We start from the raw sequence: 21,212 nt of genomic DNA, 5'->3' as shown, positions 1-21,212 counted from the left end.
GATTCCGCACGATGAGAGGGAACCTACGTGTCCGTCAACCGCACTGACCTTGTTGCCGCGATCGCCGAGAAGGCTTCGCTGACCAAGACGCAGGCCGACGCCGCGCTGTCCGCGCTGCAGGACGTTCTGATCGAGTCGCTGGGCAAGGGCGAGGCCGTCAAGGTGACCGGTCTGCTCAGCGTTGAGCGTGTCGAGCGCGCTGCGCGCACCGGCCGCAACCCCCGCACCGGCGAGGAGATCCAGATCCCGGCCGGCTTCGGTGTCAAGGTGTCCGCAGGCTCGGCCCTGAAGAAGGCCGTCGCCAAGTGATCCCACGCGGCGCCTGACTCCGGTCGGCGCCGCACACGAAAGGGCGCGGGGGTGATCCCCGCGCCCTTTCGTATGCTCAGGCCTTGCGTGCGGCCGCCTTCTCCTGACGCTCGCGTTCCTTGGCGGCCTGCGCCCGCGCCTTGTCCGCGGCCTTCGCGGCCCGATCCTCTGCCTTGGCGACGGCTTCCCGTTCCTTGCGGAGCGCCTCGCGCAGCTTCGCCTCAGCCTCGCGCCGGGCGGCTCTGGCCTGCCGTACCGCAGGGTCTTTCGGGTGGGCGTCGGTGCTCGTCTCCTCCGGCCTTGCTACGGAGGCAGCAGTGGCGCCGTCGGCGACGCGGGCGGCCATGTGGTGCTCCACCCCCTCGAGGATGCGCTGCAGGCCGAACTCGAACGGGTCGCTCTCGTCGGTGAGGGCGCCGGCCCGGATCGCGGCCGTCAGGGTCGGGAACATGTCTTCCGTGATCAGGCTCGCGATCAGTTCGGCCTCGGCCCTCTCCAACTCGGCCGTGCTCTGGCCCTGGTCGGAGGCGGACCGGGTGTAACCGCGAGCGATCCCGGCCGACCAGCGCGCATGGCCGGTGAACAACAGCACCGTGGAGATCTTCTCCGAACTGGTCAGCGGGGCGTCGCGCATCACCACCAGGCCGGCCTCGACCCAGGCGAGGTTGTTCGGCGTGTTCGGGGTACCGGTGATCTGGATGTCGAGCACCCACGGGTGCGCCTCGTAGATCTGGACGTTCGCGCGGTAGAAGGCCAGCATGCCGTCCTGCCACGTCTGCGCCTCCTGCACGCTCAGCGGGGGCAGGCCGATGCCGTGTTCCTGCATCAGCAGGATCAGGTCGTCCTTGGCCGAGACGTACCGGTACAGCGACATGGTGGTGAATCCGAGCCGGGCCGCGACGGCGGACATCGAGACCGCGCCGAGCCCGTCGGCATCGGCGATCTCCACCGCGGCCTCCACGATGCGTTCGATGCTCATCTCCCGCTTGGGTCCGCGCTGCGGGTTCGCTGCGACGCCCCACGCGAGCGCGATGCCACGGGGAAGGTCGACCTCGGTGCGTTCGTCGGGCATCTCCATCGGCCCATCCTCGCCGAGCCGGCCCGTTCTCGTCCACTTCTGTGTATGCCCTATACAGGACTGCGTGCGGCATATACAGTGTGTGGCGCACACAGTGTGCGAGGTAGACAGTTACGTGAAGGAGCAGCGCATGACCACAGCGATCGACGTCCAGGGGGTGACCAAGTCCTTCGGCCGGCAGGCAGTGCTCGCCGGCATCGACCTTCGGGTCACACGGGGGACCGTGTTCGCCCTGCTCGGGCCGAACGGGGCGGGGAAGACGACCCTGGTGAACATCCTGTCCACGCTGGTTCAAGCCGACGGCGGCAGCGCCCGGATCGAGGGCGCGGACCTGCGCCGGGACCCGGTCGGCGTGCGGCGCCGGATCCGGCTCACCGGTCAGTCCGCGGCGGTCGACGAGCTCCTGACCGGTGCGGAGAACCTGCGCATGATGGGGTCGCTCGCGGGGCTGCGGGCGATCGCGAACCGGCGCCGCACCGCCGAGCTGCTCCAGCAGTTCGGTCTGACCGACGCCGCCGACAAACCGGTCAAGGCCTACTCGGGCGGGATGCGCCGTCGTCTCGACATCGCGCTGAGTCTCGTGACCGTGCCCCAGGTGCTGTTCCTGGACGAGCCGACCACCGGCCTGGACCTACGCAGCCGGCTCGAGCTCTGGGATGTGATCCGCTCCCTTCGCGCCGAGGGCACCACCATCCTGCTGACGACCCAGTACCTCGAGGAGGCCGATCAGCTCGCCGACCGGATCGGCGTGCTCCGGCAGGGGCGGATCGTGGCCGAGGGCACGCCCACCGAGCTCAAGCAGAGTGTGGGCGGCGAGGTCGTGGAGGTGCGTGGCTCGGACGGACGGGTGCTGCACGAGGTGCCGACGGACGGCTCGGTACACGCGCTGCGTGCGGCACTCGACGCGATCGACGCGCGTGGGCTGACCGGGACGGTCGGCCTGCGCCGCCCGAGCCTGGACGACGTGTTCCTCGCCCTCACCGAACCCGACGCCGAGCCGAACGGCCACAGCGACCCAAGGACCGACACCGGGGCCGACGCGCTGGTGACCACCGGAAGGAACCACCGATGACCGCCCTTATCGCCGCGCCGCCGTCGGCCCCCGCCCGACTGCCGCTCGGCACCGAGGAGCGGACCTTCATCGCCCGCAGCATGCGGCACACTGTCCGCAATGTCGAGTCGCTCCTGATGGCAGTCGTGCTCCCGGTGATGCTGATGCTGCTGTTCGTGTACGTGTTCGGCACCGCGATCTCTCCCGACGGCCAGTACGTGACCTACGTGGTTCCGGGGATCATCCTGCTGTGCGCCGGGTTCGGTGCGTCGTCGACCGGGGTGGATGTGGCGAACGACTCGGCGACCGGGTTCATGGACCGGCTGCGGACGATGCCGGTCCGCAGCTCGGCCGTCATCACCGGGCACGTGGTCGCCAGCCTGGCGCGCAACCTCGCGGCCACCGCGATCGTCATCGGCGTGGCGCTCGCGATCGGGTTCCGGCCCACGGCGACGGTCGGGGAGTGGGTCGCGGCGATCGCCCTGGTGGCGCTGTACATCCTGACCATCACTTACCTGTTCGCGGCGATCGGCCTGGCCAGTGGCAACCCCGAGGCGGCCAACGGGTACGGCTTCATCCTGTTGTTCCTGCCGTACCTGTCCAGCGCGTTCGTGCCGACCGAGACGCTGCCCAACTGGTTGCGCGGCGTGGCCGAGCATCAGCCGATCACCCCGGTGATCGAGTCGATCCGAGGGCTGCTCACGGGGGTCGAGTCCGGGAACGCCCCGCTCGTGGCCGTGGCGTGGTGTGTCGGAATCATCGTGGCAGCGGTGGCCTGGTCCACCATCATGTTCCGGCGCAAGGCCGGACGCCGCTGACACAGGTTCGTGGCAGTGTGCGGCACCCCACCGCACCGAAGTCCGCGCCCGGGACGCAACCTGGGCGCGGACTTCGTACACTGGTCCCATGAGTGAGCCCCTTCCTCCCACGCAGCCCCAGGAGACCGAGCGCCTTTCATCGGGCACCGGCACCGACGTCCTGGAGCGGGCGGAGGTGCGGGAGGAGGCTTCGCCCGGTGACGCCGAGCGCTACGCGCACTACGTCAAAAAGGAGAAGATCACCGCCTCCGCCGTGTCCGGCGCCCCGGTGATCGCTCTGTGCGGCAAGGTCTGGACGCCGAACCGCGATCCCAGCAAGTTCCCGATCTGCCCCGCCTGCAAGGAGATCTTCGAGGGTCTCACCAGCGGTGGTGGCGGCAAGGACGGCGCGGGCTCGGAGTCCGGCGGCAAGGGTCGCGGGTTCTTCGGCTTCGGCTCCAAGAAGTGACCTCGGGTACCTCCACCGGCTCCCCGTCCCACCCCGAAGCATCTGGCTCGCGCGCCCATGCCGTGCGCCCGGACCAGGCTGTCGGGTCGACGGCCGCCGCGTCGCACCTGCCCCCGGCCTACCCTGCCCGCGCCCCCTGGGGCACCGCATCCCGGCTGCGTGCGTGGCAGGCGGCGGCACTGGACTCCTACCTGGAGCGCCAGCCCCGGGACTTCCTCGCGGTGGCGACGCCCGGCGCCGGGAAGACCACGTTCGCGCTGCGGGTGGCGACCGAACTGCTCGAGCAGCGCGTGGTCCGCCGGATCACGGTGGTCGCGCCGACGGAACACCTGAAGACCCAGTGGGCGGACGCCGCCGGCCGTGTGGGCATCAAGATCGACCCGAACTTCAAGAACGCGCAGGGCCGGCACGGTGCCGCCTACGACGGCGTCGCGCTCACCTACGCGCAGGTCGCCGCGAACCCCAACCTGCACCGCGCCCGCACCGAGGCCGCGCCCACCCTGGTCATCCTCGACGAGGTACATCACGGTGGCGACGCCCTCTCCTGGGGCGATGCGATCAGGGAGGCGTTCGAACCGGCCACCCGCCGGCTGTCCCTGACCGGGACCCCGTTCCGGTCCGACACGGCGAAGATCCCGTTCATCACCTACGCCCCGGACGCGCACGGCATCCGGCGCTCCCAGGCGGACCACTCCTACGGCTACGGTGACGCACTGCGGGACGGCGTGGTGCGGCCGGTCATCTTCCTGTCCTACTCGGGGCAGATGCGCTGGCGCACGAAGGCCGGCGACGAGGTCAGTGCCCGCCTCGGCGAGCCGCTCACGAAGGACATGATCAACCAGGCCTGGCGGACCGCGCTGGACGAGAAGGGCGAGTGGATCCCGTCCGTGCTCGCGGCCGCGGACAAGCGCCTGTCCGAGGTACGGCGCGGGGTTCCGGACGCCGGCGGGTTGGTGATCGCCACCGACCAGACCAAGGCCCGCGCGTACGCCGGTCACCTGCGCCGGATCACCGGCGAGTCACCGGTGGTGGTGCTCTCCGACGACGAGGGCGCCTCCAAGCGGATCGAGGAGTACGGCGCCGGCGACCAGCGCTGGATGGTGGCGGTGCGGATGGTCTCCGAGGGCGTGGACGTGCCGCGCCTGGCCGTCGGGGTCTACGCGACCTCCACCGCGACCCCGCTGTTCTTCGCCCAGGCCGTCGGCCGGTTCGTCCGGGCCCGCAAGCGTGGCGAGACCGCCTCGATCTTCCTGCCGTCCGTGCCGAACCTGCTCGGCCTGGCGAACGAACTCGAGACCGAGCGTGACCACGCCCTGGACCGGCCCAAGACGGTCGAGGAGGAGGGCGACTTCTACAACCCCGAGGACGCCCTGGTCGCCGCTGCGAACCGGTCCGAGTCGGCGTCCGACGAGATGATGCTGCCCGGCTTCGAGGCGCTCGAGGCGCAGGCGTCATTCGACAAGGTGCTCTTCGACGGCGGTGAGTTCGGCACCGGTGGTGAGCTCGGCTCGGACGAGGAGCAGGACTTCCTCGGCATCCCGGGACTGCTCGACGCCGACCAGGTCGCCACTCTGCTGCGCACCCGGCAGGCCGAGCACGTCGCCGCCCGCAAGCGGCGCACCCCGGCGGCCGAGGCGGCCCCGGTCGATGACCACCGAGCCGTCGCCGAGCTGCGCAAGGAGCTGAACTCGCTCGTCAAGGCCTGGGCCCGGCGCAGCGGCACCCCGCACGGCGTGGTGCACACCCGGCTGCGTGAGCACAGCGGCGGGGGAGAGGTCGCCACCGCCTCCGCCGACCACCTGCGCTCGCGGATCTCGCAGGTGCGGCGCTGGTTCGTCGGGCAGAAGTAGCTGCCGCCACTGGGTGGTGGCGTCGTCGAGGTAGTCACCAAGCCGTCGAGGTAGTCGTTCGTTCACGACTTACTCGACGCCTAGGTGACTAACTGGGCGGCACAGTTGGGCGAACAGTTCGGCTGCCTCACCTGAAACGCGCCGTCTCGGCCAGCGAGGGCGAGGCTGCGGGGTGGGCGATGCACCGGGTCAAAGCGTGACGTGCGTCGTGGGCACCGCCGGGTCGCCCTTGGACAGGCGTCGGGCCGACGGGGCCAGTTCCGCCCGGGCGGCGGCGTGCCGGGCCGCGGCGCGGCGGACACCCTCGGCGCCGGTGTACCCGGCCTCGACGACGCCGTCGCGGACCAGCGGCACGTGCAGCGGCCGCAGGTCCTCGTCCTCGGGAACCCAGTCGCCCTGCGCGCCGGCCACCACGAGCTCCTCGCTGGCCCGGCCCGCGGCGTCGAGGCGGCGGGCCGCGCTCTTGCGCCCGCCGACGCTGGTCTTGGAGCTCGAGGCCTTCTCGACCGGCTCCATCTGACCGCTGCCGCCCTCCCGGAGCACGAGCTTGTAGACCATGCCGCACGTGGGCGCACCGGAGCCGGTCACCACGGAGGTACCGACGCCGTAGGAGTCCACCGGCGCCACGGCGAGCGAGGCGATGGCGTACTCGTCCAGGTCGGAGGACACCACGATCTTCGTGCCGGCAGCACCCAGGGAGTCCAGCTGCTCGCGCACCTCCCGGGCCACCACACCGAGGTCGCCGGAGTCCAGGCGCACCGAGTCCAGGCCGGTCCCGGCGGCGTCGATGGCCCGGCGCACACCCTCGGCGATGTCATAGGTGTCCACGAGCAGCGTCGTGTCCGGCCCGTACGACGCCACCTGCGCGGCGAACGCCGAAGCCTCGTCGTCGTGCAGCAGCGTGAAGGAGTGGGCCGCGGTACCGATCGTGGGCAGGTCGTACCGGCGCCCCGCCTCGAGGTTGGAGGTGCCGGTGAACCCGGCGACGATCGCAGCGCGGGCAGCGGCCACGGCCGCCCACTCGTGTGCCCGCCGGCCGCCCATCTCCAGGCACGGCCGGCTGCCCGCCGCACTGGTCATCCTGGACGCGGCCGAGGCGACCGCCGAGTCGTAGTTCAGGATCGACAGCGCGAGGGTCTCCAGGATGACGCCCTCCGCGAACGAGGACTCCACCACCAGCAGCGGGGAGCCGGGGAAGAACACCTCGCCCTCGGCGTAGCCGTAGATGTCCCCGGTGAACCGGTAGTTCGCGAGGAAGTCCAGGGTCTGCGCGTCCACCACGTTGCCGCTGCGCAGGTAGTCGAGTTCGTCGTCGCCGAACCGGAACGCCGTGATCGCCTCGAGCAGGCGCCCGGTGCCGGACACCACGCCGTACCGGCGGCCGTTGGGCAGCCGCCGGGTGAACAGTTCGAACACGGACCGGCGTGACGCGGTGCCGTCGGCCAGCGCGGCCTGCACCATCGTCAACTCGTACCGGTCGGTCAGCAGCGCGGTGCTCGCCGCGGAGGCTCCAGACATGCGTCATACCGTAACGGTGCACAGGAGGAATGCGCGCGTGGCATCAGGCGGTCGCGATGCGCCTACCCTTGGGGGCATGGTCCTCGCCACCCAACTCCCGGTCGCCACCCCGGAGGCGGACATCGAGGAGGGCATCCGCCCGGCCCACGACCGGCCGTGGCGGACCATCGTCTGGAACGACCCGGTGAACCTGATGAGCTACGTCGCCTACGTGTTCCGCTCCTACTTCGGGTTCTCGGCCGAGAAGGCCAACCGCCTCATGCTGCAGGTCCACAACGAGGGGCGCAGTGCCGTTTCCTCGGGCACCCGCGAGCAGATGGAGGTGGACGTGCAGGCGATGCACTCCTACGGCCTGTGGGCCACGCTCTCCCAGGACGGTGACTGACCCGATGCGAGCCTTCTCGTTCCGCCGCGGCGAATACCTGGCCGAGCTCGACCCGCACGAGCGGACGATCATCTCCCGGGTGATCGCGGACACCTCCCAGCTGCTCGGGGTTCCGCTCGGCCGCCTCGACGAGGCGAGCGAACTCGAGGAGGCGAGCTCCGCCGTCGGGCCCTCGATGACCTGGTCCGCGGACGACGTGAGCGAACCCGCCGACCCGGCGCTGGCGCGCCTGCTGCCGTCGGCGAGCAAGGAGGACGACGGCGTCGCTGACGAGTTCCGTCGGCTCACCGAGGCGGACCTCAGGTCGGCGAAGGCCGCTCGGCTGCGGATGGTCTTCGACGAGCTGCGCCGGCCGGGCACGAAGATCCACGTGCCGACCGAGCGCGCCATGGACTGGGCGGCGGCACTGACCGACGTGCGGCTCGTGCTGGCCGAGCGGCTCGGGATCCGCACCGACTCCGACGCCGAGGACGTCTACCGGCTGAGCACGATGGGTGCCGAGGCGGACGAGGACGAGATCCGCGAGGCGCTCGCCCTGCTCTATTCGGCGCTGACCTGGCTGCAGGAGTCTCTGCTGCAGGTGATGCTGCCCACACTCCCCGATTGAATCGGTTCGCCGTCGCCGCACCGGGCTACCCTCGGTCGCGTGAACGACGCGTCCATCGGGATCTTCGACTCTGGCGTCGGCGGCCTCACGGTGGCACGGGCCGTCATCGACCAGCTGCCGAACGAGTCGACCCTCTACATCGGTGACACGGCGAACGGCCCGTACGGCCCGCTGCCGATCGCCCAGGTGCGCGCGCACGCCCTGACGATCATGGACGACCTGGTCCGCTCCGGGGTCAAGATGCTCGTCATCGCGTGCAACTCCGCCTCCGCCGCGGTGCTGCGGGACGCCCGCGAACGGTACACGATCGGCATGGGTGTCCCGGTCGTCGAGGTCATCGCGCCGGCGGTCCGCCGCGCCGTGGCGACCAGCCGCACCGGCCGGGTCGGCGTCATCGGCACCCGCGCCACCATCGACTCACGCGCCTACGAGGATGCGTTCGCGGCCGCACCCCACCTGAACCTGGTCACCACCGCCGCGCCGCGGTTCGTGGAGTTCGTCGAACGCGGCATCACCTCCGGCCCGGAACTGCTCGAGGCGGCTCGCGACTACCTCGCCCCGGTCACGGCCGCGGACGTGGACACGCTCGTGCTCGGCTGCACCCACTACCCGCTGCTCACCGGCGTGATCCAGTACGTCGTCGGCGACGCCGTGACGCTGGTCTCCAGCGCCGAGGAGACCGCGAAGGACGTCTACCGCGAGCTCGTCGCGCACGACCTCGAACGCACCGCCGCCACCCCGCCGGAGCACCGCTTCCTGGCGACCGGGGACCCGCGCGGCTTCACCGGCCTGGCCCGCCGGTTCCTCGGCCCCGAGGTTGGCGCCGAGAGCGCCGCCGAGGTCACCGGGGAGATCCCCCGGATCGTGGTGGCCGACGAGGAGGCCACCACATGAGGCTGACGATCATCGGCTCGTCCGGGTCCGTCTCCGGGCCGGACTCGGCGTCCTCCTGCTACCTGGTCGAGGCCGATCACGACGGACGCACCTGGCGGGTGCTCCTCGACCTCGGCTCCGGCGCGTTCGGGCAGCTCCTGCGCCACGGGGACCCGACGACCCTCGACGGCGTGCTGCTGTCCCACCTGCACGCCGACCACGTCGTCGACACCGCCGCCCTGCACGTGTACCTGAAGTACGGGCCCGGCGCCCCGCACCCCCGCGTGGACGTCTACGGACCGGACGGCACCCAGACCCGGCTGGCGCAGATCTGCGGGGACTCCGACACTCCCGACGACCAGTTCCGGGTGTTCACCTGGGACCCGGCCGCCCCCGTGCGGATCGGCCCGTTGACCATCGCGCCGTTCGTGGTGCGGCACCCCACACCCGCCTACGCGATGCGGATCACCGGGCCCGCCGAGAACGGCGGCGGGACCCGGGTGATCACCTACACCGGGGACACCGACGCGTGCGCCGGGGTGGCCGAGGCTGCCGAGGGCGCCGACCTCCTGCTCAGCGAGGCCGCGTTCGAGGAGGGCCGGGACACGGTCCGCGGTATCCACCTGACCGGTCGGCGGGCCGGGGAGCTCGCCCGCGGGGCGGGTACGCGCCGGCTCGTGCTGACCCACATCCCGCCGTGGACGTCGCCGGCCACGGTGCACGCGGAGGCGCTCACGGCGTACTCCGGGCCGGTGGATCTGGCCGAGCCCGGCGCCACCTGGGCGCTCTGAGGCGGGCCCGGGGTCGTCCGGTGAGACGCCCGACGGCGAAGGGCCGACGCGTAGGTACGCTCGAGCCATGAATTCCTCGAGTGAGGCATCCTCGACCTCCCCGCAGACCCCCGCCACCGGCATCGCGTCCGGTTCGCGCAAGGGTGCCCGGCAGGATATGCCGGACGCCCTGCGTCATGACGTGCGACTGCTCGGCGAACTGCTCGGCATCATCCTCACCGAGAGCGGCGGGCCGGACCTGCTCGCCGACGTGGAACGGCTGCGTGAGCTCACCATCGCCGCCTACTCCGGCTCCGACACCGGCGCGTTCGAGGCCGCGGAGGCGCTGGTGGAGACGTTCTCCCTGGAGCGCGCGGAGGAGGTCGCTCGGGCCTTCACCTGCTACTTCCACCTCGTCAACCTCTCCGAGGAGTACCACCGGGTGCGCACGCTGCGCTCGCGGGACACCGCCGCGAAGGCGCCGGCGCGCGCGCCGGAGGAGACCCTCGAGACCGCCCTGGCGTTCCTCGTGGACCAGGTCGGCGCGGACGAGGCCCGCCGTCGGGTCTCCGAACTGGAGTTCCGCCCGGTCCTGACCGCACACCCCACCGAGGCGCGGCGCCGCGCGGTCGCCGCGTCGATCCGCCGCATCACGGACCTGATCGGCGAGCGGGACGACCCCCGCCGGGGGCCGCACGCGCTCGAGGAGAACCGCCGCAACCTGCTCTCCGAGATCGACACGCTCTGGCGCACCTCGCCGCTGCGCACCGAGAAGCCGACCCCGTTGGACGAGGTCCGCACCGCCATGGGCGTGTTCGACGAGACGCTGTTCACCACGCTCCCGAAGGTGTACCGGGAGCTGGACGTGCTGCTCGACTCCGATCCGGACGGCCGCAAGGTCCCCGTCGCCCCCGCGTTCGTTCGGCTCGGCAGCTGGATCGGGGCGGACCGGGACGGCAACCCGAACGTCACCGCCTCGGTCACCCGGGCCGCCGCGGCCATCGCCGCCGAGCACGTGCTGGTCGGGCTCGAGCGGGTGGCGCAGCGCGTGGGGCGCAGCCTCACGCTGGACGGTGGCACCACGCCCGCCTCGGCGGACCTCGAGGCGCTCTGGAGCCGGCAGCGCCGGCTCGCCGGCGAACTCACGGCGGACATCGCGGTCCGGTCCCCGAACGAGCCACACCGGCAGGTCATGCTGGTGATCGCCGAGCGCATCGACGCGACCCGCCGCCGGGACGCGGACCTGGCCTACACCGGTCCCGAGGAACTGCTCACGGACCTGCGCGTGGTGCAGGCCTCCCTCGCCGCCGGGGGAGACGAGCGCAAGGCCTACGGCGAGGTGCAGCACCTGATCTGGCAGGTCGAGACGTTCGGGTTCCACCTGGCCGAGCTCGAGGTCCGGCAGCACTCGAAGGTGCACGCGGCCACGCTCGCCGAGATCGACGCCGGGACGCCCCTGGGGGAGATGAGCGAGGAGGTCCTGGAGACGCTCCGCTCGATCGCGTCGATCCAGCGCCGTTACGGGCAGCTCGCCGCCCGCCGCTACATCGTCTCCTTCACCACCAGCGCGCAGGACCTCGCGAACGTGTACCGGCTCGCCGAGGTGGCCCTCGGGTCGCCCGAGGAGGCGCCGGTCCTGGACGTCATCCCGCTGTTCGAGACGTTCGCGGACCTGCAGGCCGCGCCCGGCGTCCTCGACGAGATGCTGAGCCTGCCGCAGGTACAGACCCGCCTGGCCGCCACCGGGCGCCGCGTGGAGGTCATGCTCGGCTACTCCGACTCGTCCAAGGACGTCGGCCCGGTCGCGGCCACCCTGGCCCTCTACGAGGCCCAGAGCCGTATCGCCGCGTGGGCCGAGGCCAACGACATCCGGCTCACCCTCTTCCACGGCCGTGGCGGTGCGCTCGGCCGCGGCGGTGGCCCCGCGAACCGTGCCGTGCTGGCCCAGCCCCCGGGCTCCGTGGACGGCCGGTTCAAGCTGACCGAGCAGGGCGAGGTCATCTTCGCCCGCTACGGCAACCCGGTGATCGCGGCCCGCCACATCGAGCAGGTCGTCGCCGCGACCCTGCTCCAGGGCACCCCGGCGATCGCGGACCGCAACGCCACCGCCGCCCGGGACTTCGCCGACGTCGCGGCCCGCTTGGACTCGGCCTCCCGCGAGCGCTTCTTCGAGCTGATCAAGGCGGACGGGTTCCCCGCCTGGTTCGCGCAGGTGACCCCGCAGGAGGAGGTCGGCTGGCTGCCCCTGGGGTCGCGGCCGGCCCGTCGTGGTCTGAGCGTGGAGTCGCTGGAGGACCTGCGGGCCATCCCGTGGGTGTTCGCGTGGACGCAGGCCCGGATCAACCTGACCGGCTGGTTCGGCCTCGGTACCGCCCTCGCGGCCGTCGGGGACACGGGCGTGCTCCGGGACGCCTACGCCCGGTGGCCGCTGTTCGCCACGATGATCGACAACGTCGAGATGTCCCTGGCCAAGACCGACGAGCGGATCGCCCGTCGCTACCTCGCCCTGGGCGACCGGGACGACCTCGCCGAGCTGGTGCTCGACGAGCTGGCGCTGACCCGGCAGTGGATCGTGGACATCACCGGTCAGGACCGTCTGCTCGCCGGGCACCGGGTGCTCGGCCGAGCCGTGCAGCTGCGCAGCCCCTACGTGGACGCCCTGTCGCTGATCCAGCTGCGGGCCCTGCGGGCGCTGCGCTCCACGGACGGCTCGGACCAGGCCACCGACGCCCAGATCCGGCGCGTCATGATGCTGTCCGTGAACGGAGTGGCCGCCGGCCTGCAGAACACCGGCTGATCAGGTCGCGAGATCCGCCAGGGCGGCGTCCGCCGCCGCCAGTTCGTCGTGGTCGAACGTGGACGTGGACGCCAGTACCTCGGCGGCGCCGGTGCGCCGGACCAGGTCGCCGAGTTCGGCGCGCACCTGCGCCGCAGTGCCGTGAACGGCCTGGCCGAGCTGACGCCCGACGGCGGAGCGCACCTTCTCGGGGAGGGCGTCCGCCTCGGCGGTGCGCACCGCTCGCAGCGCGCCGAACGAGCCGGTCGTCCGGGACTCGGCGAGCGCGACCGCTTCGGGCAGCAGGAGCTCACGTGCCCGTTCGGCGGTCTCGGCGATCATCACCTCGAGGCTGATCGTCACCCGCGGCTCGGGCCACGCCGGGCTCGGTCGGTAGGCGCCGCGGTACTCGGAGAGCGCACGCAGGTCGCCGAACAGGATCGGACCACCCACCACCACCGGCAGGCCGAGCCCGGCGGCGACGCTCAGGCCGGATCCGGTCGCGAGCACGTGGATGCCCGGCGGCGCCGGGAGCGGTGGCATGGCGGTGACCGGGCCGGTGCCGTGCAGGAAGGCGTGCACCGCGGTCAGGTCCCGGGCGAAGTCCTCGGGGGAGTAGCCCTCGACACCGAGCGCGGTCCGCACCGGCTTCGTGAAGCCCAGCGAGCGGCCCAGCCCGAGGTCGATCCGGCCCGGGAACAGGGCCTCGAGCATGAGCGCCTGTTCGGCCACCACCACCGGCCGGTGGTTCGGCAGCATCACGCCGCCCGAGCCCACCCGGATGGACCGCGTCGCCGCGGCGATCGCGGCCATCAACGTCGGCGGATGCCCGCTCGCGATTCCCGGCACGCTGTGGTGCTCGGCGACCCAGAACCGCCGAAAGCCCAGTCCTTCGGCCCGCACCGCCCGACGCACGCTCGCCCGCAGGGCCAGCCCGGCGTCTTCACCCACCCGGGTCCGGGAGCGGTCGAGCAACGAGATCGGGATCGGGGTGGCCATCCTCTACGGCAACCCCGGGCCGCCGACGCGCATTCCCGGTCGTGGCCCAGCCCACCCCGATCGGCGAACCAGCGTGCCGCTACGACAACTCGTCGAGGCTCACCCGCACGGAATCACCAAGCGTGTATGGCCGCTCGAGGGCCACTCCGTCGGCGGTGATCGAGATCAGGGTACGGGTGACGCGCACATCGAGCGCGCGCCCGCGCCAGACGAGGTTCCGCACGCCGACGTCGTCCAGTGCCGCGGGCAGGTTCGGAGTGACCACCAGCGCATCCGGCTCCGCCTCCAGACCGATGAACGCGTACAGGAAGCTCGCCGGAGCCAGCCCGCTCTCCGGGAACGGGATGTCCGTTCCCACTGAACTGCCGCCGATGGTGCCGTCCACCGTGCTCTCCCCACGGAAGAGTGGGGCGCCGCCGCAGATGTGGTCCGGTTCGTCCCACCTGTCGAGGATCGCCGTCAGCCGCGCCCAGGCGTCGTCGGCGCCCCGGTAGCGGGCGCGTGCCATCACGTCGAAGCCCGACGTGTACAGGATCGCCCCGCCGTCCTGTACCTCCTCACCCCAGGGCGTGGTCAGATGGGTGAGGAAGAACCAGTAGCTGTTGCGACGGGTTGTCGACCTGGGTGCGAACACCCACGCCGAGTAGATGTCGGCAGGTCCCTCGACGTGGTCGGCGAGCGCGACCAGGAACCGGGACGCGGCATCGGTGGCGAGCACGCCGTCGGAGTACGCTCCCGCGCCGGGTGTGACGGCGGGGGAGGACCACCAGGCGAGCGTGCCGGTGACCTCCGAGACCTCCAGGTAGTACACCCCGGGTGCCTGCGCAGGGAACTCCAGGTGCGCCACGCGACCGTCGGACCAGTCGGTGAACTGCTGCTCGGCGACCTTCACCGAGGACGCGTGTTCGGGGGGACCGGCGAACAGCGCCATGGTGAAGGTCGCGCCACGGTTCCCGTAGGTCGGGAACCGCGCCCCGACGCTCGTGAAGCCGGCGTCGGCAGTGAAGGTCTGACCCATGGTGTGACCAGGTTCGATCTTCGGCGCAAGCCCGCCACTGTCGATCAGCACGACGGCGTCCTGCAGTTCCGTGTGGCCGTGATCGAGCCAGTCGAAGATCCGAGCCGCCTGTTCGTCTGTGGGCAGACCGAACGAGGCCGCCTCCAGGTTGACGTACGTCGAGCCGTAGTCGTGCGCGACGCCGTCGACGTCGATGGTCTGCACGTACCGGCCGGCCTCCTCGTTCCAGAACACGTGGTTGTAGCGTCTCCTGGCGAGCCTGTGCACCGTCCGTAGCCTGGCCGATGCGGCCCGGTTGCCCACGTGGTCCTCGAGCTGGGCGAGCGCCTCCAACGCTCCGTAGAAGTAGGCGTTCAGGAAGGCATCCCGGTAGCCGAACGACGTGACGTCCCAGTAGTTGGAGGGCAGGGATCCGTCCCGGCCGTCGTGGTCCGGTGACGCGATGGTGACGATGCCGGTGCGCCCGCCCAGGGTGTCGAGGTAGAAGGCCATCGCGCGCCGGATCCGCGGCAGCATCGTGGCGAGGAAGTCGGCGTCGCCCGTCCACGAGTAGTAGCGCCACGCGCCGAGGATGTACATGGCGTTCGTCGAGAAGTGGCGTGCGTCGAAGAGGTTCGGATCGGGGAACGGCCAGCCCTGCGAGTCGGGCCAGGACCAGACGTAGCCGTCGTTGTCCAGCGGGGTGCTCAGGAGGGAGTCGGCCTGGGCGCGTGACCCGGTCGTGCCGGTCCAGTCGAGGATGCGGCCGTTCCAGTCTGCCCACGCCATCGCGTGTCCCTCGAAGCGGTAACTGAGCGCCCGCTCCCAGTAGAACGTCGACACCTGGGCAGCCCGGGTCTCGTCGGAGGCCACGAACACCGGGAACACCGCAGGCAGCTCGTCGGTGTGGGGGCGCAGTTCAACCGTGATCGTGCGCGCCGGTGCCTGCTCGGTGTCGGTGCTGCCGGAGGTGAGGGCCAGGGCCATCGCGTCGCTGGTCATGGCGCCATCGAGGACCGGTCGCGTGCCGGTGAGGCGAAGGTCGTAGGGTCCGGTGCCGGTCGCCGTGACAGTGCTCGCGCCGGGGATCTGCGTCGTCCACTCGCTGCGGCGCTTGAGCTGGTGGGCGGGCATGTACGCACCCTCGTCACCGAAGAAGCGGGTGAAGCCGATGCCGTCGGCCCGGTCCACGGAGTATCCGTCGCGTACCCAGGTCGTGGTGAGTGTCAGACCCGGCTCGACGCGCGGCTCGGACTGCCACCGGACGTCGTAGCCGAAGGTCAGGTCCGCACCGTCGAGCGAGATGTTCCAGGAGGCGACGCCGTCGACCTCGAACCCCGTGACGTCGAGGGTCATGACGCGCTCCGGCTGGGCCAGGCGGTCGCCGTACGCCACACCACCGACGTCGACGGTGGTGCCGTCGAGCCGACTCCACCATCCGGGTGTCCCCGAGCCGTGGGCGATCTCGAGGTAGTAGACCCCCGCGGGTTGTGCGGGCACATCGAGATAGGCCCACCCGTTGTCCTGAACCGGGTCGACCAGCCGTTCGGCGACCGGGGTGAGGCCGGCCTCGGGGGTGCCGGCGTACAGCGCGAGGGTGATCGTCGAGCTGGAGTTGCTCCAGGTGGGGAACTGGCCGCCGACCCGTGTGAAACGGTGCATGGTCGTGGTGAAGGTCTGCCCGAGGGTGTGGCCCGCCGACAGCGGCACCGGTGAGTTCAACTCGTCCTGTTTGAGGTTTGCGGGCGAGGGCAGTTGGATCCCGGTCAGGCTCACGGCCGTGGGGGTGGACTCGAACGTCACGCCCCCGTTGAAGTTCGCGTCGAAGAAGTCGGACGCGCCGAGGAACACATTGGCGAAGGCCGGTGGTTCGTAGGCACCGGCTCCGTTCGGGTCGCAGGCGATCTCGGTCAGCTTGCCGTAGGCGCCGCTCAGTCTGAAGAAGCCGTTCTCCAGCTGGTAGGTCGCCTCCGGGGGCGCCGCCTGCGCGGACCCGGAGGTCGCGAGGCCGCCCGCGGCCGCCAACGCGAACCCGCCTCCCGACCCCTGGAGGAACGTGCGCCGTGACATGGTGAACTTCCTGGTGCTCATCTGATGCACTCCATCGTTGCGTCATTGAAACCTTTCAGGTGAATCGCTGGGAGCGTAGCAGCACCGCTGGGCCGGACACCAGGGTCGGCGGCTCGGCAGCCGACGACGCGCCGCTGACCGCAACGGCGTGTCGCGAAGCTAGGGTGGAGCCCCGGGCGGCACAACAAGCGAGGAGCACAGGTGGCACGGCGGGTGGGGATCCGAGAGGTGGCCGACGCCGCCGGGGTATCGGTCGGCACGGTCTCGCATGTGATGAACAAGCCGCACCTGGTCTCCGAGGCGACCAGGACGAGGGTCCGGTCCGTCATGCTCGAACTGGGTTTCGTCCGCAACGACCTGGCTCGGCAGTTGAAGATGGGCGGCGGAACGACGCTGGGCATGATCGTGCTCAACGTCGCAAACCCGTTCTTCGCCGATCTCGCCCACGCCTGCGAGACCGCGGGGGAGCAGGCCGGCCATACCGTGGTGTTCGGATCGAGCGACCAACTGCCGGAGCGGGAGGACCGCTACCTGGACCTGTTCGAGGAACAACGCGTGCGCGGTGTCATCATCGCCCCGCTGCTCGGCACCACGGACCGGATGCACCGCTTGCGCGAGCGCGGAATGCCCGTCGTACTCTTCGATATCCACGCGGAATCGGGCTTCTGCTCGATCACGATGGACGGGCGCGTCGGAGGTGAACTGGCCGCTCAGCACCTCATCGACATCGGGCGCAGCCACATCGCCTTCGTCGGCGGTCCCCTGCATCAGGTCGAGGACCGCTGGTTGGGGGCGCAGGGTGTCTGCGCCCGCCACCGTGGCGTGCAACTCACCCATATCGACACCCCGGACCAGACCATCGCCGACGGCCGAGTGGCCGGAGAGATGCTCAAGGCGATCCCGGCGGAGGATCGGCCGGATGCGGTCTTCGCGGCCAATGACCTCCTCGCCATCGGGCTGTTGCAGGCCCTGATGGTCTCTCGTGAGCTCCGGGTCCCGGAGGACATCGCGATCGTCGGATATGACGACATCGACTACGCCCAGTCGGCGATCGTGCCGCTGACAACCGTCCGCCAGCCGGTCGATCAACTGGCCGAACACGCGGTCCGCCTCGTGCTGGACGAGGCGGACAATCCCGAACACGTGCACGAGCACCGCGGACTGCGTCCGGAACTCGTCGTGCGAGCCAGCACCGCTGGCAACGATGCGGCCGCGCCGGCCGCGCTCGGGACCGGTAACCATCCCTGAAAGCTTTCAGATCGGATGCCGACTGCGGTCGGCCCGCACCGGGCAGATGGTGCCGGCGGTCAGGGTGCCGTGCGGCGCAGGAGGGAGGAGCCGAGCTCGCCGAGGTGGAACATCGCCGGGAGACCGTCGCCGTCGCCGTCGTCATCGTCATCGTCAGCGTCATCGTCATCGCTGAAGGTCAGGCCGGTCTCGACCGCAACCACGGCGGCTCTGCCAGGCCAGCCGCCGACGTCGAGGCTCACGCGGTTCCAGCCCGCGGGCCACATGCGCGAGGTCGTCTCGTGGATGCTGCCGTCGGCGGCGAACAGCCGTAGCAGGCTGCGTGCGGGACGGGTGGATCCGGACGCACAGGTGTCGAGCAGGGCGTACACGAACCGGGCCTCGGACAGGTCGAGCGGATCGTCGAAGCCCAGCCGCACCGTCGGTGCGCGGACAGCCCCGGCATCGTGGCTCAGCACCCGGATCGCCGGCCCCGGCGGCTGGGCGTGCGGCACCGGCATGCAGTGCAGGCCGTCGGGGACCGGCTCGACGGTGGTGGTGGCGGCGGGGGCAGCGGTGAACCGGTCCTCGCGGATGAGTCGCGACAGCAGGTCCTGCCGGCCGCCGTCGACGTCGACCGCCCGAGGCGCGCGGGCCGGCGGGCGCCAGGCAGGTTCGTCGGGCGGGGCCACGGCCGGCCCGGCCGGCGGGACGTCGGCCCGGATCGAGTGGACACCAGTGCCGAACTCGCGATCGACGTTGCCGGGCAGGCGCACCACCGCGGTCGCTCCCACCGGCACCCGCACCTCGAGCGTGACCCGGCCCCGGCGGCGCTCGTAGTCCACACCAACCGTGCCCCGCACCGTCTCGGTCCGCACCCGCACCGACGTGACGCCGTCGACGAACGCCGGCTCCACCGCGAAGCGGGAGTAACCACCGGCGAGCGGGCGAAGTCCGGCCAGGTGCTGCCACGCCCAGCCCGCGAACGGCCCCCCGAGGCCCACGTGATCGAGCGAGCCGGTACCGGTGTTCCCCGGATCGATCCACCAGCATTCCCAGAACGTGCCAGGACCGTGCGCGAGCATCGCGCCGATCCCGGGTTCGGCGCCCTGGTGCAGGGCATCGAACACCGCCTGCGATCGACCGCTGTGGGCGAGGGCACGAACAACGGTCCTCGTGGTTGCGAACCCGCTGGTGACGCGGTTGCCGCGGGCGCGAACCGCACGCTCGAGGGCCTCCACGGCGAGAAGCGTCTCGGCTTCGGTGAGCCAGCCGGCCTCGATCGCGAGGGCGAGGGAACCCTGGGAACCGTTGCCGACGGCGGGTCCGGGCCAGGCGCGCCGGCCCGCCGACTCGACCAGCGGTGCGGCCCCGCGGTCGTCGACGAAGGCGGCACGGGCGGCCACTCGCAGCGCTTCTGCCTGGGTGCGGCGACGATTCGCCTCGTCGGCGGCGCCGGTGAGGTCCTCGAGGTCCGCGAGTACTCGGAGGGCGTCCTGGGCGGCTGCCGTGTGATGCAGTTCCGGCGGCGTCTGCTCGAGCGCGAGCCAGTCGTGGCCGTAGCTGATGGGAGCCGATCCGATCGTGCCGTCAGCGCTGGCACAGGTGAGCTGGAAGTCGACCCACGCCCGTAGCGCAGGCAGGGTCTCGAGTACCACGGTGAGATCGCCGTAGTGGAGCCAGTGCGCCTCGAGCACGCGCTGGAGCGCCGCACCCCAGACCGGATCGGGCGCGATACGAGGCCTGCGCAGGTCGGGGCTGATCGCGGGGATCCAGCCATCGGGCTGTTGGCTCGTGCGCAGGTCGCCGAGCCACTTCGTGAAGAACGCCTGCAGGTCGAACGCGGCGAAACTGAACTCCGTGACCGAGGCCGTGTCGCCGGTCCAGCCGGCCTGTTCGCGGGTGGGGCAGTCCTCGGGGATGCCGTGCAGGTTGTTCAGGAGGGTTCGGCGGGCGCGCTCGACCAGCGTGGCGACCGCGTCGTCGTCCACGTCGAGTTCGCTGATCCTCTCCACGTCGCTGTGCAGGACGGCGACCTCCACGCCGACGTCGGTGCCCGCTGGCAGCCCCCAGACCTCCAGATAGCGGAACCCGTGGTAGCAGAACCTGGCCTCGAGTACCTCGCCGGCCGCGCCGGTGACGGTGAACTCCAGAGCCTGTCGGATCCGGCCGTGGTCGTAGGGCATCGTGAGGTTCGTGGTGTCGAGCCGCCCGCGCGGGTCGAGGTGTTCCCCGTGCACCACTCGGATCACGGTGCCGGCGGGCACCCCTGCGCCGAGCGTGATCCGGGAGCGGCCGGCGACGTTGACGCCGACGTCCCACACCCTTGGCGCCGAGCCGGCGACGGTACGGGCCTCATCCGTGTTCGGTGCGGTCCCCACGATCTCGGTGGGCCGGAGGGTCTGAACCGCGTGGACCGGTGGACCCGGGTCCGGGAGCACCGCGGCGGGGGGTTGGTCGGGGTGGGTGGGCCGATCGTGGGCGGCGAGGACGGTGAGCTCGGTGGCGGGGGTGAAGTCGTGCTGGGCACGCAGGTCGTGGGCCTCGAGATAGAACGGCTCCTGGACGCGGATCGCGCTCGGGGCGGTGAGCATCCCGGGGCCGGTGCCGTGGAACGTGCGGGTGCCGTCGGTGGACGTGACCGAGATGACGGCGAGGGCTCGCGGATCGAGCCCGGTACGCTCCCACTCACCGCTCGCCAGGACGAGGTCGAGCGTGTTCGGGCCGGGGCGGAGCAGGTCGCCCACGTCGTAGCTGCGATAGAGGGCGCGGGTGATGTCGCTGCGGGAGGGGTCGCTCGCGTCCGCATTGACGGGCTCCCCGTTCACGCTCGCGCGGATGAGGCCCTGTGCCGTCAAGTGCAATCGACCGGTGTGCACGGCGGCCGAGAGTTCGAACTCGCGGCGCAGGACGTGCAGGGCGGGATGCTCGATCCAGTCCGTCCCGAAGTCGCGGAGTGCGAGTGGCCCGGTCTCCAGAGGGGCGGGGGTCGCCCACGGAGACCAGCGCCCCGCGTCGTCCCGGACGCGCACCGTGACCTCCAGGTGCTCGTGTGCCGCGAGCGGCACGGGCAGGCGCAGCCACGGATCGGCACCCTCTACCGTGCCGCTGTCCCAGCGCAATGGCGCCGGCCCCGCCTTCGATGCGGCCCGCCGGCCCTCGCGCAGGACTATCTGGAACGCCGTCTGGATGCTGGGCGCTGCGGCATCGGAGACCACCCAGGAGATGCGCGGGTGGGCCGACGTGGCTACCGGCTGGAACCGTCCGGTCCCGATCGGATGGCGGGCATCGACCCGCAGGTTGCGGGGAGCGGGCAGTGGTCCGCCGCGTCCATCGTGCGGCATCGCACGTACCTCCGAGGTCTCGCCGGGCTGCGGCACGGATGTGGGACCGAGGGCGACGATTCGGCCTTGTCGACTCCTCTGAAACGTATCAT

Annotated in this window: 16 protein-coding genes; 11 read left to right on the top strand and 5 right to left on the bottom strand. The window is 71.4% G+C overall.

Annotation, left to right across the window (positions count from 1 at the left end):
- The first annotated feature begins 27 nt into the window (after positions 1–27).
- Positions 28–309, top strand: coding sequence for an HU family DNA-binding protein (locus KCQ71_RS08945; protein WP_154793259.1), 282 nt, complete (start codon positions 28–30; stop codon positions 307–309).
- A gap of 76 nt (positions 310–385) precedes the next feature.
- Here the strand turns inward: KCQ71_RS08945 and KCQ71_RS08940 are convergent, their stop codons facing one another.
- Positions 386–1,387, bottom strand: a complete 1,002-nt coding sequence (locus KCQ71_RS08940) for a TetR/AcrR family transcriptional regulator (protein ID WP_223404974.1) — start codon at positions 1,385–1,387, stop codon at positions 386–388.
- 130 nt (positions 1,388–1,517) lie between these two features.
- On the opposite strand from KCQ71_RS08940, the gene KCQ71_RS08935 reads away from it, so the two are divergent.
- The 4 genes from KCQ71_RS08935 (at position 1,518) to KCQ71_RS08920 (ending at position 5,554) form a co-directional block, all read left to right on the top strand.
- A complete protein-coding gene (locus KCQ71_RS08935) occupies positions 1,518–2,459 on the top strand; it encodes an ATP-binding cassette domain-containing protein (RefSeq protein WP_223404972.1) in 942 nt (313 codons plus the stop codon).
- Positions 2,456–3,256: an ABC transporter permease gene (locus tag KCQ71_RS08930; RefSeq protein ID WP_223404971.1), complete on the top strand. Its 801-nt coding sequence runs from the start codon at positions 2,456–2,458 to the stop codon at positions 3,254–3,256. Before KCQ71_RS08935 ends, KCQ71_RS08930 begins: the two co-directional genes overlap by 4 nt.
- A gap of 88 nt (positions 3,257–3,344) precedes the next feature.
- Positions 3,345–3,704, top strand: a complete 360-nt coding sequence (locus KCQ71_RS08925; protein ID WP_223404969.1) for a DUF3039 domain-containing protein — start codon at positions 3,345–3,347, stop codon at positions 3,702–3,704.
- A gap of 62 nt (positions 3,705–3,766) precedes the next feature.
- Complete coding sequence (locus KCQ71_RS08920) at positions 3,767–5,554, top strand: DEAD/DEAH box helicase (protein WP_223405015.1); 1,788 nt, start codon at positions 3,767–3,769, stop codon at positions 5,552–5,554.
- 189 nt (positions 5,555–5,743) lie between these two features.
- On the opposite strand, the gene KCQ71_RS08915 is transcribed toward KCQ71_RS08920, so the two are convergent.
- Positions 5,744–7,072 carry a nicotinate phosphoribosyltransferase gene (locus tag KCQ71_RS08915; protein ID WP_223404967.1) on the bottom strand — a complete coding sequence of 443 codons (1,329 nt, stop codon included), beginning with the start codon at positions 7,070–7,072 and terminating at the stop codon, positions 5,744–5,746.
- Positions 7,073–7,148: 76 nt separating this feature from the next.
- Here KCQ71_RS08915 and clpS point away from each other — a divergent pair, with 76 nt between their 5' ends.
- From clpS to KCQ71_RS08890, 5 genes are all read left to right on the top strand, one after another.
- Positions 7,149–7,457: an ATP-dependent Clp protease adapter ClpS gene (gene clpS, locus KCQ71_RS08910; RefSeq protein ID WP_223404964.1), complete on the top strand. Its 309-nt coding sequence runs from the start codon at positions 7,149–7,151 to the stop codon at positions 7,455–7,457.
- Positions 7,450–8,064 carry a DUF2017 domain-containing protein gene (locus KCQ71_RS08905; protein ID WP_223404962.1) on the top strand — a complete coding sequence of 205 codons (615 nt, stop codon included), beginning with the start codon at positions 7,450–7,452 and terminating at the stop codon, positions 8,062–8,064. The genes clpS and KCQ71_RS08905 overlap by 8 nt, the downstream gene beginning before the upstream one ends.
- Before the next feature lie 39 nt (positions 8,065–8,103).
- Complete coding sequence (gene murI, locus KCQ71_RS08900; RefSeq protein WP_223404960.1) at positions 8,104–8,958, top strand: glutamate racemase; 855 nt, start codon at positions 8,104–8,106, stop codon at positions 8,956–8,958.
- A complete protein-coding gene (locus KCQ71_RS08895) occupies positions 8,955–9,728 on the top strand; it encodes an MBL fold metallo-hydrolase (protein WP_223404958.1) in 774 nt (257 codons plus the stop codon). Before murI ends, KCQ71_RS08895 begins: the two co-directional genes overlap by 4 nt.
- A gap of 67 nt (positions 9,729–9,795) precedes the next feature.
- Positions 9,796–12,504 (top strand): phosphoenolpyruvate carboxylase, encoded by a 2,709-nt coding sequence (locus KCQ71_RS08890; protein ID WP_372453975.1) that lies wholly within the window; start codon positions 9,796–9,798, stop codon positions 12,502–12,504.
- On the opposite strand, the gene KCQ71_RS08885 is transcribed toward KCQ71_RS08890, so the two are convergent.
- Both KCQ71_RS08885 and KCQ71_RS08880 read right to left on the bottom strand, forming a co-directional pair.
- Positions 12,505–13,482, bottom strand: coding sequence for an MsnO8 family LLM class oxidoreductase (locus KCQ71_RS08885; protein ID WP_223404956.1), 978 nt, complete (start codon positions 13,480–13,482; stop codon positions 12,505–12,507).
- Positions 13,483–13,561: 79 nt separating this feature from the next.
- Entirely contained in the window at positions 13,562–16,570 is a 3,009-nt protein-coding gene (locus KCQ71_RS08880) for an MGH1-like glycoside hydrolase domain-containing protein (protein WP_223404954.1), read from the bottom strand.
- A 180-nt stretch (positions 16,571–16,750) separates the two neighbouring features.
- Here KCQ71_RS08880 and KCQ71_RS08875 point away from each other — a divergent pair, with 180 nt between their 5' ends.
- The gene (locus tag KCQ71_RS08875) at positions 16,751–17,797 is read left to right on the top strand and encodes a LacI family DNA-binding transcriptional regulator (RefSeq protein ID WP_223404952.1); all 1,047 of its coding nucleotides are present in this window, start codon (positions 16,751–16,753) and stop codon (positions 17,795–17,797) included.
- A gap of 59 nt (positions 17,798–17,856) precedes the next feature.
- Here the strand turns inward: KCQ71_RS08875 and KCQ71_RS08870 are convergent, their stop codons facing one another.
- Complete coding sequence (locus KCQ71_RS08870; RefSeq protein WP_223404950.1) at positions 17,857–21,120, bottom strand: family 78 glycoside hydrolase catalytic domain; 3,264 nt, start codon at positions 21,118–21,120, stop codon at positions 17,857–17,859.
- Positions 21,121–21,212 lie beyond the last annotated feature (92 nt).

This window comes from Occultella gossypii, from assembly GCF_019947135.1.
Taxonomy (GTDB): Bacteria; Actinomycetota; Actinomycetes; order Actinomycetales; family Beutenbergiaceae; genus Occultella; species Occultella gossypii.
This window is presented reverse-complemented; position numbering and strand designations above follow the sequence as displayed.

Bases quoted from the DNA above. Each gene is read 5' to 3' on its own strand.
- KCQ71_RS08940 (WP_223404974.1), bottom strand. From the start codon at position 1,387: ATGGAGATGCCCGACGAACGCACCGAGGTCGACCTTCCCCGTGGCATC.
- KCQ71_RS08935 (WP_223404972.1), top strand. From the start codon at position 1,518: ATGACCACAGCGATCGACGTCCAGGGGGTGACCAAGTCCTTCGGCCGG.
- KCQ71_RS08930 (WP_223404971.1), top strand. From the start codon at position 2,456: ATGACCGCCCTTATCGCCGCGCCGCCGTCGGCCCCCGCCCGACTGCCG.
- KCQ71_RS08925 (WP_223404969.1), top strand. From the start codon at position 3,345: ATGAGTGAGCCCCTTCCTCCCACGCAGCCCCAGGAGACCGAGCGCCTT.
- KCQ71_RS08915 (WP_223404967.1), bottom strand. From the start codon at position 7,072: ATGTCTGGAGCCTCCGCGGCGAGCACCGCGCTGCTGACCGACCGGTAC.
- clpS (WP_223404964.1), top strand. From the start codon at position 7,149: ATGGTCCTCGCCACCCAACTCCCGGTCGCCACCCCGGAGGCGGACATC.
- KCQ71_RS08895 (WP_223404958.1), top strand. From the start codon at position 8,955: ATGAGGCTGACGATCATCGGCTCGTCCGGGTCCGTCTCCGGGCCGGAC.
- KCQ71_RS08890 (WP_372453975.1), top strand. From the start codon at position 9,796: ATGAATTCCTCGAGTGAGGCATCCTCGACCTCCCCGCAGACCCCCGCC.
- KCQ71_RS08885 (WP_223404956.1), bottom strand. From the start codon at position 13,482: ATGGCCACCCCGATCCCGATCTCGTTGCTCGACCGCTCCCGGACCCGG.
- KCQ71_RS08880 (WP_223404954.1), bottom strand. From the start codon at position 16,570: ATGAGCACCAGGAAGTTCACCATGTCACGGCGCACGTTCCTCCAGGGG.
- KCQ71_RS08870 (WP_223404950.1), bottom strand. From the start codon at position 21,120: ATGCCGCACGATGGACGCGGCGGACCACTGCCCGCTCCCCGCAACCTG.